The 15,859-nt window shown below is 39.1% G+C and carries 16 protein-coding genes, 1 tRNA gene and 1 pseudogene; 9 read left to right on the plus strand and 9 right to left on the minus strand.

Features of this window, described 5'->3' with window-relative positions; all coding sequences use genetic code 11:
* Nucleotides 1-218: 218 nt before the first annotated feature.
* Complete coding sequence (locus AC2SLL_RS03055; protein WP_486530211.1) at nucleotides 219-578, minus strand: hypothetical protein; 360 nt, start codon at nucleotides 576-578, stop codon at nucleotides 219-221.
* Nucleotides 579-907: 329 nt separating this feature from the next.
* Between AC2SLL_RS03055 and ypfJ the strand changes: the two genes are divergently transcribed.
* Nucleotides 908-1,789, plus strand: coding sequence for a KPN_02809 family neutral zinc metallopeptidase (ypfJ, locus tag AC2SLL_RS03060; protein WP_486530212.1), 882 nt, complete (start codon nucleotides 908-910; stop codon nucleotides 1,787-1,789).
* Nucleotides 1,790-2,004: 215 nt separating this feature from the next.
* Here the strand turns inward: ypfJ and rho are convergent, their stop codons facing one another.
* Together rho and trxA are read right to left on the minus strand one after the other, a co-directional pair.
* A complete protein-coding gene (gene rho / locus AC2SLL_RS03065; RefSeq protein WP_486530421.1) occupies nucleotides 2,005-3,273 on the minus strand; it encodes a transcription termination factor Rho in 1,269 nt (422 codons plus the stop codon).
* An 895-nt stretch (nucleotides 3,274-4,168) separates the two neighbouring features.
* Nucleotides 4,169-4,495, minus strand: a complete 327-nt coding sequence (gene trxA, locus AC2SLL_RS03070; RefSeq protein ID WP_486530213.1) for a thioredoxin — start codon at nucleotides 4,493-4,495, stop codon at nucleotides 4,169-4,171.
* 301 nt (nucleotides 4,496-4,796) lie between these two features.
* On the opposite strand from trxA, the gene AC2SLL_RS03075 reads away from it, so the two are divergent.
* Nucleotides 4,797-5,510, plus strand: a complete 714-nt coding sequence (locus AC2SLL_RS03075) for an RluA family pseudouridine synthase (protein WP_486530214.1) — start codon at nucleotides 4,797-4,799, stop codon at nucleotides 5,508-5,510.
* A 369-nt stretch (nucleotides 5,511-5,879) separates the two neighbouring features.
* On the opposite strand, the gene AC2SLL_RS03080 is transcribed toward AC2SLL_RS03075, so the two are convergent.
* Nucleotides 5,880-5,970: transfer RNA gene (locus AC2SLL_RS03080), tRNA-Ser, on the minus strand.
* Between the two features lie 271 nt (nucleotides 5,971-6,241).
* Here AC2SLL_RS03080 and AC2SLL_RS03085 point away from each other — a divergent pair.
* The 4 genes from AC2SLL_RS03085 to AC2SLL_RS03100 all read left to right on the plus strand — a co-directional run bounded on the left by AC2SLL_RS03085 (nucleotide 6,242) and on the right by AC2SLL_RS03100 (nucleotide 9,036).
* Nucleotides 6,242-7,210: a DNA/RNA non-specific endonuclease gene (locus tag AC2SLL_RS03085; RefSeq protein WP_486530215.1), complete on the plus strand. Its 969-nt coding sequence runs from the start codon at nucleotides 6,242-6,244 to the stop codon at nucleotides 7,208-7,210.
* A gap of 105 nt (nucleotides 7,211-7,315) precedes the next feature.
* Nucleotides 7,316-7,618 (plus strand): hypothetical protein, encoded by a 303-nt coding sequence (locus AC2SLL_RS03090; RefSeq protein WP_486530216.1) that lies wholly within the window; start codon nucleotides 7,316-7,318, stop codon nucleotides 7,616-7,618.
* Nucleotides 7,619-7,958: 340 nt separating this feature from the next.
* Complete coding sequence (locus AC2SLL_RS03095; protein WP_486530217.1) at nucleotides 7,959-8,333, plus strand: DUF2147 domain-containing protein; 375 nt, start codon at nucleotides 7,959-7,961, stop codon at nucleotides 8,331-8,333.
* A gap of 154 nt (nucleotides 8,334-8,487) precedes the next feature.
* Nucleotides 8,488-9,036, plus strand: coding sequence for a YchJ family protein (locus tag AC2SLL_RS03100; protein WP_486530218.1), 549 nt, complete (start codon nucleotides 8,488-8,490; stop codon nucleotides 9,034-9,036).
* Between the two features lie 17 nt (nucleotides 9,037-9,053).
* Here AC2SLL_RS03100 and AC2SLL_RS03105 read toward each other — a convergent pair whose 3' ends face one another.
* The 5 genes and pseudogenes from AC2SLL_RS03105 to AC2SLL_RS03125 all read right to left on the minus strand — a co-directional run bounded on the left by AC2SLL_RS03105 (nucleotide 9,054) and on the right by AC2SLL_RS03125 (nucleotide 13,127).
* Complete coding sequence (locus tag AC2SLL_RS03105; protein ID WP_486530219.1) at nucleotides 9,054-9,968, minus strand: class II glutamine amidotransferase; 915 nt, start codon at nucleotides 9,966-9,968, stop codon at nucleotides 9,054-9,056.
* Between the two features lie 14 nt (nucleotides 9,969-9,982).
* Nucleotides 9,983-10,222 carry a hypothetical protein gene (locus AC2SLL_RS03110; RefSeq protein WP_486530220.1) on the minus strand — a complete coding sequence of 80 codons (240 nt, stop codon included), beginning with the start codon at nucleotides 10,220-10,222 and terminating at the stop codon, nucleotides 9,983-9,985.
* A 141-nt stretch (nucleotides 10,223-10,363) separates the two neighbouring features.
* Complete coding sequence (locus AC2SLL_RS03115; protein ID WP_486530221.1) at nucleotides 10,364-11,605, minus strand: homoserine kinase; 1,242 nt, start codon at nucleotides 11,603-11,605, stop codon at nucleotides 10,364-10,366.
* Between the two features lie 476 nt (nucleotides 11,606-12,081).
* A pseudogene (locus AC2SLL_RS03120) lies at nucleotides 12,082-12,246 on the minus strand (NAD(P)-dependent alcohol dehydrogenase); the annotation flags it as partial.
* Between the two features lie 221 nt (nucleotides 12,247-12,467).
* Complete coding sequence (locus AC2SLL_RS03125; protein WP_486530222.1) at nucleotides 12,468-13,127, minus strand: LysE family translocator; 660 nt, start codon at nucleotides 13,125-13,127, stop codon at nucleotides 12,468-12,470.
* 255 nt (nucleotides 13,128-13,382) lie between these two features.
* On the opposite strand from AC2SLL_RS03125, the gene hisF reads away from it, so the two are divergent.
* The 3 genes from hisF to nusB all read left to right on the plus strand — a co-directional run bounded on the left by hisF (nucleotide 13,383) and on the right by nusB (nucleotide 15,852).
* Nucleotides 13,383-14,156, plus strand: a complete 774-nt coding sequence (hisF, locus tag AC2SLL_RS03130) for an imidazole glycerol phosphate synthase subunit HisF (protein ID WP_486530223.1) — start codon at nucleotides 13,383-13,385, stop codon at nucleotides 14,154-14,156.
* Nucleotides 14,157-14,365: 209 nt separating this feature from the next.
* A complete protein-coding gene (gene ribH, locus AC2SLL_RS03135) occupies nucleotides 14,366-14,899 on the plus strand; it encodes a 6,7-dimethyl-8-ribityllumazine synthase (RefSeq protein WP_486530224.1) in 534 nt (177 codons plus the stop codon).
* A 236-nt stretch (nucleotides 14,900-15,135) separates the two neighbouring features.
* Entirely contained in the window at nucleotides 15,136-15,852 is a 717-nt protein-coding gene (nusB, locus tag AC2SLL_RS03140) for a transcription antitermination factor NusB (protein ID WP_486530225.1), read from the plus strand.
* Nucleotides 15,853-15,859 lie beyond the last annotated feature (7 nt).

Below are 15,859 nucleotides of genomic sequence, written 5' to 3' on the forward strand. Positions count from 1 at the left end.
GCTCTTGCTAACTAATATCAATGAATTTAGATAGAATAATGACTACAACTATAAAGGACAGCAGATTAATAGTTTGGTAAACATATAAATATGTTTATCCGCTTTATATTTAATCGTTAAAAACGACTGATATTAAAAAAGAGAGCAATTGCTCTCTTTTTTAATATTATATAATCTATAAGCCAATATAATAGAATAATATTAGCGTTTGCTCAATATTACTTAGTTTCTTCTGTAGTAGCAGTTGCAGTGTCATCAGCTGCGCCCATAGCTTCATTAGCAGCAGCGTCAGCTTGATCAGTTGCCACAGTGTTAGACTCTTCTTTCGCTTCTTCATCGCCAGCCATAACAGCAGCTTCTGCTTTATCTATAGCAGCTTCAGCATCAGCAACAGCAGCTTGTTCGTTAGCAACAGTTTCGCCTTCAGCAGCAGCCTCTTGTACTTCAGCAGCAGCGTCTTTCACTTCTTCTTTAGCGTCGTTAAGATCTTCCACAGCGTTTTCTTTATTGCTGTCACAAGCGGCCAGACCCATAGTAGCAGCCATTAAACCTGATAATGCGATTAATTTAAGTTTCATATATTTCTCCAAAAAGCAAAATAGAACTGAAAAGCAGTTCATTATTAGAAAATGCAGTATCATTTGACACATGCGCCTGACTAAACTTTTACATTAGTAATCGCTGAGCCAAAATTCATTGGCATATTATATATCATTAATATATCAATATTAATGCTTGATACAAAAAGTAACGATTTTAACTCGCAAATGTTTATTTAAGCGCTACGTAATTTAACCATCACCATGGTTAATACTACTGTAAATATGATAATCTAAGCCCTAAACTATACCTACTGGTATTTAGAAGGAATTTGGTTGTTTTTTAGTAATCGTATGGGGTAGGCACTATGAAGTGGCGAGATAGAAAAGGCAGTGCAAATGTTAGAATGAGCGGTGGTAAAGCTGCTGGTGGTGGTATTTTAGGTATTATTATTGGTTTAATTCTTTGGCTTGTTTTTGGTATGAATCCAATGTCAGCCTTCCAGGCAGGTCAATCGGTTACTGCTGGAGGAGGGTCATCTCAAACGAAGCCACTTGATGATAATAGCCGTGATAGCCAGTTTGTATCAGTAGTATTAGCCGATACTGAAGCCGTGTGGCATGAAGTCTTTCAAGAGCTAGGCGGTACTTATAAAGAGCCATCTTTGGTCGTCTTTAATGGTACAGTTAATTCTGCTTGCGGTAGTGCGAGTGCAGCAACAGGTCCTTTTTATTGTCCTTCCGATCAGACCGTTTATTTAGATACCAGTTTTTTTGCCGAAATGCGTCGTAATTTAGGGATAACTGGTGATCAGCAGGGTTCTGGCGAGAGTGAAAATCAAGGAAAAGCAGGTGATTTTGCTCAAGCCTATGTTATAGCACATGAAGTAGGTCATCATGTTCAAACTCTGGTAGGCACGTCTCAAAAAGTAAACGAAGCGCGCCGTCAGGTAACTAAATCTCAAGCGAATGAGCTGTCAGTGCGTCAAGAATTACAGGCAGACTGTTATGCAGGAGTGTGGGCAAATCGGAATCAAAAACGTGTGCAGTTTCTAGAAGAGGGTGACATCCAAGAAGCGATGCACGCAGCCAGTCAAATTGGTGATGACCGTTTAGCACACTCTCAAGGTCAGGCTGTTGTACCAGACAATTTCACTCATGGGACGAGTCAGCAGCGTGTGAGTTGGTTTACCCAAGGGTTAAACTCAGGTGACATACGTAGTTGTGATACGTTTAGTGGCAGTATTTAATAGCGCGGATATAGCCATTATAACTTTACTAAGCTTTGATCTCGTTGAGCACAACTTTTTACGTCTAACGTCTATATTTACCTATTATCGAACCCTTTAGTCATGCTTATTTTATTAACTTAATCATATTAGATCCGCACTAAAATTAGATCCGCACTAAAATTTAGTAATAAAAAGACTGCCCAAGAGCAGTCTTTTTATTGCGGAAGCCTTCTTTAATTCTTTGACTTACTGGACATTTGATCAAAGAAGTCATCATTTGTTTTGGCTTCTTTTAATCGATCAAGCAAAAACTCAGTTGCTTGTGACCCATCCATAGGCTGCAGAAGCTTGCGTAAAATCCATACCTTACGCAGAGTCTCTTCATCTAAAAGTCTTTCTTCACGTCGAGTGCCAGACTTTTTGATGTTAATTGCTGGGAAAATACGTTTCTCAGCCAGATCACGTTCTAAGGTAATTTCTTGGTTACCGGTACCTTTAAACTCTTCAAAAATAACACTATCCATTTTGCTACCTGTATCAATTAGTGCGGTAGAGATGATGGTTAAGCTACCCCCCTCTTCGATGTTGCGCGCTGCACCAAAGAATCGTTTGGGTTGAGCTAAAGCATTAGCATCTACCCCTCCAGTTAACACTTTTCCTGATGACGGGATAACGGTATTGTATGCACGGGCTAATCGGGTAATTGAATCCAATAAGATAACCACATCTTGTTTATGCTCTACGAGCCGCTTTGCTTTTTCAATAACCATTTCAGCTACTTGCACGTGACGTTGAGGGGGCTCGTCAAAGGTAGATGCCACAACTTCTCCGCGTACGGTACGCTGCATCTCTGTAACCTCTTCAGGGCGCTCATCGATTAACAAGACAATCAAGTAACACTCCGGATGATTACGGGTAATAGACTGGGCAATCGTTTGTAGTAATACAGTTTTACCTGCTTTTGGAGGGGCAACAATAATCGAGCGTTGACCTTTACCAATCGGTGCAATCAAATCGATGATACGGCCTGTTAAGTCTTCAGTAGTACCATTACCAAGTTCAAGTTTTAACTGCTTAGTAGGAAACAGGGGCGTTAAATTTTCAAAAATGAGTTTATGACGCGAGCGATCAGGTGTATCAAAGTTAATTTCGCCTACTTTTAGTAACGCAAAATAACGTTCAGAATCTTTTGGAGGACGGATGGTTCCTGCAATTGAATCGCCTGTTTTTAAGCTAAAGCGCCGAATTTGACTTGGACTAACATAAATGTCATCAGGTCCAGCCAAATACGATCCTTCAGATGATCGTAAAAAGCCGAAACCATCGGGCAGGACTTCAAGAACACCATCACCATAAATCGCTTCACCGTTTTTGGCATGCTTCTTTAAGATTGCAAAAATAATATCTTGCTTACGACTACGCGCCAGATTATCAAGCCCCATGTCTTTAGCAATGTTAAGTAATTCAGAAACGGAGTTTTTTTTCAGTTCAGTTAAGTTCATAGAGGTTTCATTTGCAGGTTGAGTCATAGTAAGTCGTCAGAATTACAGAGGAAACTATAGAAAATAGATTAATGGGTATTTGTTTATAGGTAAGGTATGAATTGGCAGTCTTTCAATATAGCGTTGAAGTCGGGTTAAAAAATTAGTCACATAGATACTGATTTTAATAAATCAAAGTCATTGCATGCTGTAAAAAGATCTTTACCGCTGTCAGGTAATACAACTAGGCCACATATTAAAATAATAATCGTGTATATAGGCTGATTGGTATGTCGGTTACAGAATAAGATGAACCGTACAAACAGGGTGCTTACTTAGTAAAATTAAGGTTTCTATAAGGGTTTCCCTTAATAATAAGCATTAAGCCAATTAAAAAATCACAATCAATTAAGGTATGTTTAACGAGTATTGATAGAGCATACTAAGATGCAAGAAAGAACAATTGGGTTGTCAACTTTTTTACGTATAACTCATAACACGTACTAGCCATTACTAGGGCTAAAAAATAGCGAATGAACTGTGAAATAATTATTGAAGTACGAGTGATGAATTAAAAAATACGAGCTAATAAGCAACGTTCAATACATCGAATGAGGAATAAGATATATAGACAATTCTAAATGAAACCCCGCACTGTGACAACAGGCCTATTAAGAAGTCAAACTATACGGTGTTTAACCTTGCTCTGTCAATAATTTTATTAGTTTTTAACAGGCACATTGGGTTATTTGACCACTTTACCCTTAATTTATAGTCTGTTTTTAATAAAAGGTCAAAATAACCGGATAAATTCAGATAAAATATTCGGACATTATAAAGCATAAAACGACTATCAAAATGACAGCCGTTTTATACATAGAATCTAGTGCAGCGAAGAGATCGCGGAATGCGAAAATTAAGCGTGTTTATCAATCAAAGCAACTAACTGGTCTTTAGGCTGTAGACCCATAGCCATGTCAACTTTCTCACCCTCTTTAAATATCATTATTGTGGGAATACTACGAATACCAAACTGGCTAGCAATTTCAGGGTTGTCATCCACATCAATTTTAACGACTTTTACTTTATCTTTATAGTCATCAGCGAGTTCTTCCAAAACTGGAGCAATGGCTTTACAGGGGCCACACCACGCTGCCCAAAAGTCGACTAATACAGGTGTATCTGCTTTCAGAACATCTTGTTCAAAATTAGCATCTGAAGAGTTGACGATTAAATCTGACATAATATTATCCTTTTGTGAGTGTTCAATGATGGGCGTATCAAATTCATATTAAAGTATAACTGTGTTAAATAAATAGGTTGTTTGCAAAAAACTAATAAGAGATAACCAATTTACCTTATCCTTATATTAGCATTTATTTCCCTATGATTTGTTTTTAGCCAGTTAAATATGGTTAATGATTGGTATCAGTATGATTGATGGTATACTCAGTGGGCAATTCTATTATTTTAATCAGGTTTAGCTTTTAGTCAAACTTTGAGGCATATAAACTTTCAAAACCCAATTATTTTAGCGATTTATTATGGTAATATCCCCAGAGATTATTGATAAGTTAAACTTTGAAGAAACTCAATATGGACAATCGTTTTTCAAAGATTTCTTAGACAATATTACGTTATATGAAGATGACGATGTTTTAATCATTGATAAACCTGCGGGGCTTTTGAGTACCGATGGTAAGACTCTTAGCGTAAGCTTATTGTCAAGGCTGACGCGTGTCAATCCTGATGTGAAGCTTATTCATCGCTTAGATATGGATACATCTGGATTAATGATTTTTGCTAAAAATAAGGCGGCTCAAACACATATCAGCAAGCAGTTTATCGAGCGCATTCCGCAAAAAGAGTATCAGGCAGTGGTGTCGGGTACATTAGCCACACCGGGAAAGAAAGGCGACATCAATATTCCTGTGCGTTATGAACCAAGTATTAAGCCAAAACATGTCGTAGATCCTAAATGGAAAAAACACGCGCTTACCCATTATGAAGTCCTTCATCATGAACTGCGGCATGGCAAACCTGTCACTCGTGTGGCATTGCATCCTGTGACTGGACGTAGTCATCAACTGCGTGTGCACATGGTGCATTTGGGACATGTCATTATAGGGGATCCAATTTACGCTGAAGGTGAAGCTTTACAGTTGTCATCACGCTTAAATTTGCATGCCCATAAGCTGCGATTGAAGCACCCTACTATGAATGCATGGATGGCGTGGGAAAGTCCAGTACCTTTTTAGTTAGCTTTAGTTAGCCAAATTACTCAAATTAGCCAAAACCCGCCCTTTTCTAAGATAAAATTTGGGGTATACCTAACTTAAAATAAAAAACTCAAGCTAGAGTCAGCGAATTTATTCGACTTATAGTAGTATGAGTTTCCCAGCCTAATAAGCCGCTCATTAGTCTTTACCAAATTCCCTACCAATGGTTGATCAATAGCATCGTTCATATTGCTCAATTGGATTAGGTAAGTTCAGTTAAGTTATTAAGGTTAGGTCGGTTTTAATAGAAATAATGACGAAGTCAAGACATAAAAGCCTCGCGCTTAAGCCTTGATATAGTTAGGTTTTCGGAGTTTGTGAGAGGGGTGCAGGATATGAGAATAAAATTGGCGGTGAAGGAGGGATTCGAACCCTCGATACGCTATTAACGTATACACACTTTCCAGGCGTGCGCTTTCGACCACTCAGCCACTTCACCGTTTAGGGCGTATAGTATAACCAAAGGTAGGCTCATTGTCATCAATACCTTGATCTTTTTGTTTATTAGATTGGTATGGCTTATTTTCTACTCTATTATTTTGACTTTAGACGACCATCTCTGTCGTAAATTTTGCTTATACACTTTACACACTAGGTAGTCATTGGTAGCATAGCGTTTTTTATTACTCTCCTTCCTATGCAAAAGTATTTTTGCTTCATGTTTCTGCTCCAAAGGTAACCTCTTAGGAGGTTCAAGGTTAACTCAAATAGTGTTTAAAAATAGTATTATTCCGCGCTCAATTAGAGCGCAGCTTCTGATGTTACAATATAAATCTCAAATTAAAAAAACAGGGCAGGTGCTGACGAGTATTTGTCGATTATTAGTGGTTCTCATGATACCCCCTTTTCTTTCAGTTATCGCATGGGCGGAGGGCTTTAGTGATTGTAATCAGCATTTTTATGAGGCTACTGAACCAGATTACATTGAACCAAAGCTATTGATTCAAAGTGAAGCACTATGCTTTCATGGCTTTGCGACACTCTACTCTGGTATTTCTCGTACGCCATTATGGTCAGCTGAACATTTAACTCGAGATAGACTCTCTCAAGCAGATACCCTCCCAAGAGAGGATAGTTTTCATATAGAGAGTCGCATACCCAGTAAAAAAAGGTCACAATTAGCTGATTATAAAGGGTCAGGTTATGATCGTGGTCATCTTGCACCAAATGCAGATATGGCTAATCTTAATCAGCAGTATGACAGTTTTAGCCTTGCTAATATCATTCCACAAGTACCAGAAAACAATCGCTACGTATGGCGTAATATAGAGTCTATGACTCGATATTTAGCTAAAAAACATGGAGAGATATATGTGATAACTGGTGTTGCTTATATCGGTGAGAGCGTTAAATCGCTAAACGGCCGTGTTCTGGTACCGACACATGTATTTAAAGCGATTTATATTCCCAAAATAGGTGAAGCTGCCGCCTACTATACGCCAAATGATAGCACTGAGCGTATAGAGGTCATCAGCTTGGACGAGCTAGCACTGCGAACAGGGATAGATGCGTTTCCAGCGGTTAGTATGGAAGCAAAATCTACTACCCTGTTTTTACCGGTTTATATCGGCGAAGAGAGAGAAAGACAAAGTGATTTGGACAGTAAAGAAACCCCTTTGTGGTTAAGACTTTTTATTGAGGTGTTACATTGGCTAGCAAATAACATTATATCAAGGTAGATTATGCATACCCATAATATGATGTGCGATGATGCAGGATAGATTGGTCTAGCCACAGAAATAAAAATGACCAGTGCTTATATATAAATGAATGAGGGTTACGTTATGTTTGAGCCATTCAAGAATGATCATCAAAGCATGCAAGTAGGTGAGCTCATTATCGAAAATCAAACTGATAAAGTCACGGTTTATGGGGATATTGATATCGTCAAAACTCAAACTGGGCTAGAGCATGCGCAAAGATTACAAAGGCTATTTACTAATATAGTCAGTGAACTGAGTGATAGCCTAAATAAGGGGAGCTCAAATAACTCTCAAGAACGAAGTCACGATTCAACTATGCAGCAGGGCGAAGATATGCTTGAACAGAGCAACAGTGTCAAAATGGTTAAGAATCCATTTTCATAATTAATACCATTAAACAAGGTAAGTGCAATATTTGACTCAATTATGTCTAGCTTTCTACAAACTTATCGTTATAATTAGAATAGAACACATGTCGCTTTTAGAAATTCTAAACCTATTCTAAGCCTATCTATATAGTTTTATAATACGTTTAGTTTTAGTATAGAGTCTAACGCATGGTAAGTTCTGCAAGTAGATAAGTTCTGCAAGTAGAACTGAAAGGCAATAGACTCAACATTGAAGACGAATATTCAATCAGTTTGGCATGATATAATTTGATGATAAATAACCAAGCTAGGACTTACTATTAGGTTGTTTATTTTATTTTGAAAGGAATCTCTTTATGAAGTTATTAAATCAATCCGTTTTAGCCCTCTCTGTATTAGGCGTAGCAACCGTAGCTATGGCAGCAGATCCGCTTGCCAATACTAATTGGCAAACATATGATAATGGACAACCAAAAGCCATTGTTAAAATTACTGAGTCTGGTGGTGTATTGACTGGAACTATTGTGTCTACTAAGACTGGTAAACATGTTGGCTCTACAGTTATCAAAGGCCTAAAAGCAGATGGTGGTGGAAAATATAGCGGTGGTAAAATTACTGATCCCGAAAATGGCAAAACTTACCGGCTAACGGCTAACTTGAACGGTAATAGCTTGAAGTTGAAAGGACATCTAGGTCCATTCTCTCGAAGCCAAACATGGAAGAAGAAGTAAGTTATACTAAAAAATATTAGTGTTTTAATATTATTTCTTTATTCCTGTTTAAAGCCCACATTATCTTAAAGACGATGTGGGCTTTTTGCGGCTCTAGGGATAATCGGTTAAAGCATTCCTCATTCAAAGTGAGTTAGTCAAAGAGTGTCAAGAGATGCCAATGAACATTTGTCCCTGCCAAACGTTAATGTCTGAGTTAAAGCAGCAACTCTATACTGATTGTTGTTACCCATTACATAAAGGGGTTAAGCCTGCTGAAACAGCTGAACAGCTTATGCGCTCTCGATATTCAGCTTTCGTATTAAAACGGTCTGACTTCATTGTACAGACGACGTTACCAGCCCAACAGCATCTGCTGGACAAAAAAGAGATCATTGATTGGGCAGCAAAGACACGGTGGGCAGGTCTGGAGGTATTACAGTACCTGCCAAAGGTAGGTAAACGGCATGCACAGGTGGAGTTCAAAGCATATTATCATGAGGGTTCTCATAATGATGAGACTAATAATAAACTTGATTTAAGCAGAGAGATATTAGCCCACCATGAGCTGTCAGTATTCGTTAAAGCCAAACCTAGTGCAGCAGACCCAAAGTGGTACTGGTACTTTTTAGACCCGACAGTAAGAATGAGGTTGACGCAAAAGCAACCTTGTATTTGTGGGTCAGGAGATAAGTTCAAGCACTGCTGTGGGACGTTTATTTAGAGTTAATATCGAGGTCATTAAACACTTGCCCCTACGTCTTTGGCAATAGCAACGCCTTCTTCTATAGTCAAATATTTACGCTGACTCGGTGTATCCTGATAAATAATCTCGCCATCTCGGAATATTAAACATTCATTTACTGCGAGCTGTTGCCACTTTTCGTTTTCTGTCAAGGGTATGGTCACAATAATAGTGACTTTGTCATTATCAGTGGTCACGTCGCCAAAATTTATTGCTAAGTCTTCATCAGCAAGCTTAGCATTACCAAATGGTGCTTTACGGGTTAAATAAAATAACAGAGAGTTTGCATAAGCCAATTGCCAATCGCCATTGGATAATAAGCAGTTAAATAGCCCATTAGCGGCTAAATAGCGACATTGAGCCGTTAAGAATTTAAATAAATCGTCGTTTGGTGGGCGAGTTTTAAATGTGGATTTTAAACGGTTGATGAGATAACAAAATGCCACTTCAGAATCAGTTGTTCCTACGGGCCGACAATGAGTAGCATTTCCATTATCCTGCAGGCGTTGACAGCGCTGTATAAAGCCATCATTCATCTGTCCATTATGCGCAAACACCCATTGTTCACCCCACACCTCTCTGACGAAAGGATGTGTATTCGCTAAACAGTTATGTCCTTGAGTTGCTTTACGTATATGCGCCACCACATTCAATGCTTTGATTGGGTAATTTTTTACCAGCTCTGCAATGGGTGATTCAAAACTGGCCTTATCGTCATGAAACAAGCGTAGGCCTTTCCCTCGATTTTGAGCGGGATCATTACCATTGTTCTCACACAAACTTGGCTCAAAAAAGGCAATACCGAATCCATCACTATGATGATCTGTATTACCGCCGCGCTTGCGGAACCCTGCAAAGCTAAACCCAATATCGGTTGGCGTATTGGCATTCATACCAAGGAGTTGACACATAGATTGCTTACCCCTTATCCATTTTTAGCATCATTAACGTGTTCGACATCAATACTGTCTAAGAGTTGTGTTGCTTTTTTTAAGTCTGCGCTTTGTACCCATAAGACGGCTCCTGAGTTCATTCCAGGTATGGCGCTTAGTGCTTGTATCGATACAGGGATCCCATTATTTCGCAATAAGTTGGCATGCAATTCACCCTGAATATTGGTATCGTAACTTGCTAATTTGTGCCAGTCATCAACTTGATTACTCATAATCATTCCTTGTTTTGTGCTTTCAGTGGCAATTTTTGAACTTCTATGAAATATCTTTTTATAAGATGTTAGTTGCATTCAGACGACGTGTTTCACGTGAAACATTCAAAAAATTAATGTGTCAGTTTTGAGTTGAATTTCCTAGACATCGCCAAAGCCAGAGGCCCAATTAATGTGTCCCACTGGATAGGCATCAATATGAAATCCATTGGGGTAATCTTTGAAGCCGGGTTTGTCTTTTAGTTGTTCAATTGCTGACTGTGCTTCAGCTTCATTAGCGAATACCCCAATGAGCTTAAAATCCTCAACGTCGTTTTCTCTGTTATCATTTTTAAAGCGGGCATGCTCTAAGACATAAACAGTCTGTTGATTACTGCGTAATTTTTCAACCTCGCTCCAATGATAAGCGGCTAAGCGCTTCATTAGATCGGGATTTTTTACCATGATATTATCGCCAGTTCGACCTTGCTCACGATTGTAGTAAATGACATTGAGGCGCAGCAGCCAAAAGGTAACGGCTGCCATCGCTAACATGATGGGTAACGCTTGTTTTTCATTTTCACTTAACGAGCGTATGGTTTCATAGCCTTCAATAAAAGCGTACATTTTTTGCGTATCGAAATTGACGGATTCGCCATCTCCTGCATCTCCCCAAGTAGTACAGAAGTCATTAATGGTAATGGCAATATCCATGACATAATGCTCGATACTGACCTCAGTGAAGTCAAGAAGACCTGTTAAAGTCTCTTGGTCATTACCTAAGTTCCATAAGGTGTTATCGGCAAACATATCTAAATGGCATAACCCTTTAGGCAAGCTATCTAACGGTAGTGCTTCATAGCCTTCCCAAATAGCGCGCATAAGCTGTGCTTCATCAGAAGGCATAAACTGCATTTCACGATCTCGGACTTTATCCCAAGGGTATAAAGGTACACCATAGTCTTCTGCTGGCGTTAAGCTTTGCAGCGTATCATGTAGCTTTGCCAAAGCCTTACCCATCGTATGACACATATGGGCTGTGGTCTTTTTAGGATGCGTCCCAGAGAGGCAAGGCACAAGTGTAATGGCTTTATTTTCATAATGAATTAAATACTCGTTATCTGCGTTTGCTTTAACACTTTTTTTAGCCAGTGGTGCCGCTACAGGTAGTTGCGTCTTTAAGATATTTAAAATAGAGGCCATTTTTTCGATGTCTGCTGGTGGGCGCTCTTCGAATAAGGTAAAGACATAAGAGTATTCACCCTCGTCATCTTCGGTCGTCTGGATAAACCAATTGGAGTTTTTTACCCCTTGAGTGATGGGAATAGCCTTGCTAAATGACACGCCAAAAGCTTGGCAAAAAGCAGTAAATTGGTCTTCTGACAGATGAGTATAAACAGACATGTGGTTCTCTTAATTGGTTTTTTTAAATAAGTTTATTCGCACAACAAGGCACTCTATACACTTATTATACCGAAAATAAAGCAACAGATATCTAATGTATTAATATTTACAGGATCATTGGCATATTGAGTCATGCGTTCTTTTAATATGCTGTCTTGTTATGATGAGCCAAATTAATGGAGTTCTAGGCGTTAAGCGCCGCCAAATGGCTGTTATATACCTACTTTCCTATAACTATTTTCCTATACTTATTTCTTAACCTAAAAGCTTTTTATCTAAAAACCACGCATATCTTCTATACTTCAACGTATACTTAGCTTACCCTAATATAAACACGATAAAAATCGAGCGTAGTGCATGAGCCGTATACATCACACTCGATCGTTGTACCTTGACATAAGTGGTGCTTGATAATTCCAGCTAAGCGGCTAATTAATTTTTTTAAAATTAGCTCTATTTTACTTAATGAATTTTACTTAATGACAAGCAATCTTAATAATAGGCTTTAACGTGATGCTATTTTCACTGTCTTTAGCCGCTTGGTTAATATCATTAAACTCGTAGAATTTAACGAGTTTATCAAACGGAAATTTACCCTTTTGGTATAAATCTACCAGCTCAGGAATAAGTTTCTGTGGTGCGGTCTTGAGAGTAATCGCTATCACCACTCGTCATTAATAAGGCAGTGGAATAAGTAGAAGCGGAGTGAAAAACAGGCCTAAGGACGCTCTATGTTTTAGATAGGGCAATTATTAAAGAGGCGAGGTAGGAGAAGGCCAGATAGTCTTGTTAATTTTAGAGGACTTCAATAGATCGCTACAAGGTAGTCATCGATAGGAATAGCCTAAGTAATGGATCTGAATTATGTCCTATTTGATGTTGATAGCAACAAACCTGCACCTATAAACACACCACCAGTTAGTCGATTAAAAAAAGTGGCACGTCCAGATTTCATGATCCATTTCGAGGACTTTGCGCCCATATAGGCATAGGTTAATAGCCAGAATAACTCTAATAAAACAAAGGTGGTGGCAAACGCCAAATATTGTTGTAGCATATTGGCATTTGGATTGATAAATTGTGGGAAGAGTGCCGTAAAAAATACAATTGCTTTAGGATTGCTGGCCCCCACAAGGAAACCATTCAAATAAAGTTTATAAGATGACCTCACATGACGTTTGTTTGACATCGCTAAAGAGTCTGATAGCGTGTGGCTTTGGCCAATCTCATAGGTTGTTTGAGTAGACAAAAGCGCCTTCAAACCAAGATAAACTAGATACCCTGCGCCAAACCATTTAATGATATTAAAAATAATCTCAGATGAAGCCACAATAACGCCAAGTCCAGTAAATGACAATGTCATTATAATCGTAATGGCTGTTAGACTACCTAATGCGGTAACAACGCCTGCGCGTAATCCAAAACCAATGCTTTTTGTCATACACACCAGTGTGCTTGGTCCAGGTGATGCGGTTAATATTAGCACCGTTAGAAAATAGAATAGCCAAGTGTGTGAAGTCATAATTAAATCCAGAAAAGAACGAGCTTGAATGAAATGGACGCATGCAAAAAAGGTTATTGGCTGACCATGCCAATATTCGCAATTTTATAAAACCAGTTTTGTTGAAATTTCTTAGATAATAAATAAAAGTGTTATCTCAGATTAGCATAAAATCGGCTATGAATTTTGCTAAAATGCAACAATGGTATATAGCATAATGACAGCGCTTAAATTAACCGCGATGAAACAATAAGCATAACTCAATAGGACAAACGCATGTTAGCGAAACGAATCATTCCATGTTTAGATGTAGATAATGGGCGTGTGGTAAAGGGGGTGCAGTTTGTTGATATTAAAGATGCTGGCGACCCTGTAGAAGTGGCTCGTCGTTATAATGAGCAAGGAGCCGATGAGATTACTTTTTTAGACATTACCGCCACTCATCATGGTCGTGATACGACTTACGATATGGTTGAACGTATTGCAGAAACAGTGTTTGTACCGCTGACAGTGGGCGGTGGAGTACGTAAAATTGAGGACATTCGTAACTTGCTAAATGCTGGTGCCGACAAAGTAGCGATAAATTCAGCTGCCGTGTTTACACCGGAGTTTGTTGGCGAAGCAGCAGAAAAGTTTGGTAGTCAATGTATTGTTGTGGCAATTGATGCTAAACGTGTCGACGATGTCGATGGTATGCCCAGATGGGAGATATTTACCCATGGAGGCCGTAAGCCTACCGGCATTGATGCCGTGGCTTGGTCCGAAAAGATGGCTGAGCTTGGTGCCGGCGAGTTACTGGTTACCTCAATGGATGGTGATGGTACTAAAAAAGGCTACGACTTACAGCTGATGAAAGCGATAACTGACAGGGTAAATGTGCCAGTTATTGCCTCGGGTGGTGTGGGTACCTTGCAACATTTGGCAGACGGTGTTCTTGAAGGTGGTGCCGATGCAGTGCTAGCAGCCAGTATCTTCCATTTTGGGGAATATACAATTACTGAGGCTAAGCAGTTTATGACTGGTCAAGGCATTGAAATGAGGCTGATATAGATTTGCTGTAGATGATCACATAGCATGAGGCGTTAAATGGTTTTTAAGTTTGATGTTATAAAGATAGTGATGTCAGTTAATAATACATACTAGAATAATAATAAATACTAAAAAATGTTATCATAGCGATACTAAACTTAGCCATATGATAAGCGCTAAATTTATAACTTTTGTCTTTAAACCCCTATTGGTTTTATCTAGGATTTTTTATGCAGGACTTACAGAAAGAAAGAGATGACATCACTCACATTGAGGGCCATTTGCATCAAAACAGTCATGCCCGTATTGGTATTGTTGTGGGACGCTTTAATGCATTTGTCGTAGAGTCGTTAGTTGAAGGTGCTATTGATGCTTTATTACGCCACGGTGTATTGGGCAGTAATATTAGTGTCATTAGAGTGCCAGGCGCATTTGAATTACCGTTAGCAGCGCAGCGTGCTGCTGAGTCAGATAAATTTGATGCTATTGTCGCCCTTGGTGCCGTCATTCGAGGCAGTACACCCCACTTTGAATATGTGGCTGGTACGTCTGCTAACGGCCTTAATAGCGTGGCGATGGATTATAATATTCCGGTTATTAACGGCATCTTGACGACAGATAGTATCGAACAAGCCATTGAGCGGGCGGGCACAAAAGCAGGTAATAAAGGTGCTGAGGCAGCTATGGTAGCGCTTGAAATGATCGCTGTATTGTCTCAAATTGAAGCAGATTATGAATATGGCACTGACGATGATGACGATTAATGGGGTGCTATTAATCAAATTGTTATAGTGGACCATAGTATTATGTATATTAACAAAATATAGAGCAATCGTCGGGATTATCGGCGGTTGTCAACATGCCTTTTATAATCAACACTTTTTATAATAAATGCCTTGATTTAGTCATAGGTAATTTTTCAGAAGATCTTTAAAAGCCTTCAGTCTTTTAGCACAAGATAATTTCAAGTAATAGCATCCATCTTTAAGAGCATCCATCCATGAGTAAGCAGAATCCGGTAAAAGCTGACAGCAATCAATTCGACATTAAAGAATCAAGCTATAAAACGAGCCATACTGCCGTGCGCAAAGCCCGCCGTTTTGCGTTACAGGGCTTGTATGAATGGTTGATGACGGACCATCGTTTTGAGCAAACAGGGCACGGCGAGTGGCAATCAAATGCCCCGCACGATATTGCGGCACGTACAAGAGCAAATAATGCCATGCACACTGTGCACTTAGGTTACTATCATGAAATGATGCGTGATATTCCTGAGCAGATTGAGGAACTTGAGGTATTAATTTCTCAACATCTTGACCGACATATTAATCAAATAGATATGGTTGAACATGCGGTATTATTGATTGGTGCATACGAGCTTAAATATAGTTTGCATATTCCTTACAAAGTAGTGCTGGATGAGGCAATGAAACTCAATACGCATTTTGGAGCAACGGATGCTCATAAATTAATTAATGCTGTAATGGATAAGCTAGCGGCTGAATTACGCACTTTAGAGGTTGAAGCAGATACCGAGCATAAAGATAAAGTCGCCGAGAAAGCGGCTCATAATAAAGCATCTTTGGATGCAAATGCTAAGCCTAACTTAGGTTCTGAGCCAGTTAAACCAGAAGAAAATCATGCTGAAACCCTTAAAAATGTTTCAAAACCAAGAATTGGCCGAAAGTCTGTGACACAAAGTAAAGCTGGCGATTGATATTCAA

The organism is Psychrobacter sp. CX97 (genome assembly GCF_057396285.1).

Excerpts from the sequence above, each read along its gene's own strand:
- AC2SLL_RS03055 (WP_486530211.1), bottom strand. The coding sequence starts at position 578 with ATGAAACTTAAATTAATCGCATTATCAGGTTTAATGGCTGCTACTATG.
- ypfJ (WP_486530212.1), top strand. The coding sequence starts at position 908 with ATGAAGTGGCGAGATAGAAAAGGCAGTGCAAATGTTAGAATGAGCGGT.
- rho (WP_486530421.1), bottom strand. The coding sequence starts at position 3,273 with ATGAACTTAACTGAACTGAAAAAAAACTCCGTTTCTGAATTACTTAAC.
- trxA (WP_486530213.1), bottom strand. The coding sequence starts at position 4,495 with ATGTCAGATTTAATCGTCAACTCTTCAGATGCTAATTTTGAACAAGAT.
- AC2SLL_RS03075 (WP_486530214.1), top strand. The coding sequence starts at position 4,797 with ATGGTAATATCCCCAGAGATTATTGATAAGTTAAACTTTGAAGAAACT.
- AC2SLL_RS03090 (WP_486530216.1), top strand. The coding sequence starts at position 7,316 with ATGTTTGAGCCATTCAAGAATGATCATCAAAGCATGCAAGTAGGTGAG.
- AC2SLL_RS03095 (WP_486530217.1), top strand. The coding sequence starts at position 7,959 with ATGAAGTTATTAAATCAATCCGTTTTAGCCCTCTCTGTATTAGGCGTA.
- AC2SLL_RS03100 (WP_486530218.1), top strand. The coding sequence starts at position 8,488 with ATGCCAATGAACATTTGTCCCTGCCAAACGTTAATGTCTGAGTTAAAG.
- AC2SLL_RS03105 (WP_486530219.1), bottom strand. The coding sequence starts at position 9,968 with ATGTGTCAACTCCTTGGTATGAATGCCAATACGCCAACCGATATTGGG.
- AC2SLL_RS03110 (WP_486530220.1), bottom strand. The coding sequence starts at position 10,222 with ATGAGTAATCAAGTTGATGACTGGCACAAATTAGCAAGTTACGATACC.
- AC2SLL_RS03115 (WP_486530221.1), bottom strand. The coding sequence starts at position 11,605 with ATGTCTGTTTATACTCATCTGTCAGAAGACCAATTTACTGCTTTTTGC.
- AC2SLL_RS03125 (WP_486530222.1), bottom strand. The coding sequence starts at position 13,127 with ATGACTTCACACACTTGGCTATTCTATTTTCTAACGGTGCTAATATTA.
- hisF (WP_486530223.1), top strand. The coding sequence starts at position 13,383 with ATGTTAGCGAAACGAATCATTCCATGTTTAGATGTAGATAATGGGCGT.
- ribH (WP_486530224.1), top strand. The coding sequence starts at position 14,366 with ATGCAGGACTTACAGAAAGAAAGAGATGACATCACTCACATTGAGGGC.
- nusB (WP_486530225.1), top strand. The coding sequence starts at position 15,136 with ATGAGTAAGCAGAATCCGGTAAAAGCTGACAGCAATCAATTCGACATT.